General features: G+C 41.6%; 3 protein-coding genes. 1 reads left to right on the top strand and 2 read right to left on the bottom strand.

Annotation, left to right across the window (positions count from 1 at the left end; all coding sequences use genetic code 11):
• Positions 1–129: 129 nt before the first annotated feature.
• A complete protein-coding gene (locus QUA16_RS11860) occupies positions 130–738 on the bottom strand; it encodes a transposase (RefSeq protein WP_333104031.1) in 609 nt (202 codons plus the stop codon).
• A gap of 126 nt (positions 739–864) precedes the next feature.
• On the opposite strand from QUA16_RS11860, the gene QUA16_RS11855 reads away from it, so the two are divergent.
• Positions 865–1,041, top strand: coding sequence for a hypothetical protein (locus QUA16_RS11855; protein WP_333104030.1), 177 nt, complete (start codon positions 865–867; stop codon positions 1,039–1,041).
• 14 nt (positions 1,042–1,055) lie between these two features.
• Here QUA16_RS11855 and QUA16_RS11850 read toward each other — a convergent pair whose 3' ends face one another.
• Positions 1,056–1,658: a Uma2 family endonuclease gene (locus QUA16_RS11850; protein WP_333104029.1), complete on the bottom strand. Its 603-nt coding sequence runs from the start codon at positions 1,656–1,658 to the stop codon at positions 1,056–1,058.
• Positions 1,659–1,986: the final 328 nt, after the last annotated feature.

The raw sequence follows: 1,986 nt of genomic DNA, 5'->3' as shown, positions 1-1,986 counted from the left end.
CCTGATGTGCGATCGTATTTCACAAATGTAGATGCCGATTTGTGGCTGGGTGGGGGCGGGTTTTTGAGATTGTTAGTTTTTCACATAGATTATTGGTGAAACCCGCCCCGGAGGGCTATCGACAGAATGTTATAGTACGAGCGACTGTAGATAAGATTTGCCATTACATTCGATCGACAGTGTGCTAGATTCATTAATTTTGACTGAATTATGAGGATATAATTCATCTTTTGCCCACGACAAAGGATTATTAATGATGTATTCCCGGATAGCAACTAATGATTCTTCATTGCGGATGATATGTTCGTAATAACCTCGTTGCCAAACTGATACGCCAGTCAAATATCGCATTTGGTTAATTCGCCGCGCTGAAGATGTTTTCATACCCCGCACAATTTCCGATAAAGGATGGATTTTTGATTTTCTCAGCGCCAATTTATCCGATTCTGTATAATTTATTTCTGGGCTGTCTTTCAAAACAATAATCCCGTGGACGTGATTTGGCATCACAATAAAATTATCTAATGCCACATTTTGATAACGTTTGGGAAGAATGCTCCAATTGAATAAAACTGTTTTACCATAGGGACTCAATTGCATTGTATTAGCAATGACTTCGCCGAATAAACATTCACGCTGCCAACTGCAAATAGTGATAAAATACGCACCGGGAGTCCTATAATCATATCCAGGCAGGCGAATTGAGTGGCGGTGGTGTTTGTTGCGATCGTATTTCATAATCTTTTTCCCAAAAACACAGGCGGTAGGGGCGGGTTTTACGAATAATATTTAATACCAGCAGACAATCTAGATAAACCCGCCCCCACCCAACCAATAACCTAGATTAACCTGATGTGCGATCGAATGCAAAGAATATTGATTCGGATTTGTCGTTGGGCAGGGCGGGTTTATTTATTTTCTCAATTAGTGGCAAAAATGGTTGGTGAACCCGCCCCTACAATCATTGCGGGCGATCGAGATTTATTGTCGGGCAGGGCGGGTTTATTTATTTTCTTAATTAGTGGCACAGATGGTTGGTGAGCCCGCCCCTACAATCATTTTTCAGGGGCAATTTCTTGATCTACTTGTTCAAAATTCACTTTATTATAGATATCTGCCACAGCAATTTCAAAGGATACTGAAGCAAGCGCGATCGTCTCATCCGATTCATTGTACTCAGCAAACGACCATCGCTTATCATCCGTCTTAGAAAAATGTTCGATATATCTCCGGTTTTGGTCGATCAATAAGTATTCTTCAAGAGTGGGAATCGTGCGGTATCCCTCAAACTTTTTGCTGCGATCGTATCCTTTAGTTGAATATGACAAAACCTCAATAATTACCCTGGAATTGGTAATCGTATCGGTGCGGTTATTATAATACTCCGGCTCCCCACATACTACCATCACATCGGGATAAGTATAGATGCGCTTCTTGGGTATCCACAAGCGGACATCGCTCATGAAAACTCGATAGTCTTGTTTTTTGAACGCAAAATTTAGTTCGGCATAGAAATTGCCAGCTATTTGATTGTGATTGGTAGAGCCACCGGCCATAGGAAATATTTCACCGTCAATGTATTCGCTTTTGTAGTCAGCAGCTTCTTCTAGTGCTAGATATTCCTCGATCGAGTAGTATCGTTGTTCAGTAAGTTGCATAGTTCTATTAGAGAGCATTTAACTGAGACTTTTGTTTAGTGTAACATTTTTGGGTAAGCTTTTTAAGGTTGAGTTTGTGTAGGGGGTTTTTGAGATTGTTGGTTTCTCGTATAGATAGTTGGTAAACTCGTCCGCACACAGCCGATCGCCTAGATTTATCTGATATGCGATTGCATCCCAAAAATGTAGATTCGGATTTGTCGTTGGGTGGGGGCGGGTTTTCGAGATTTTTGGTCTGAGGCGATTATGGTTGGTGAGCCCGCCCCTACGGTAATTTGGGGAAACACGCTTATTTTCGAGATTTGTCGTTGGGTGGGGGCGGGTTTAT

It is taken from the genome of Microcoleus sp. S13_C3, assembly GCF_036700905.1.
Taxonomy (GTDB): domain Bacteria; phylum Cyanobacteriota; class Cyanobacteriia; order Cyanobacteriales; family Microcoleaceae; genus Microcoleus.
This window is presented reverse-complemented; position numbering and strand designations above follow the sequence as displayed.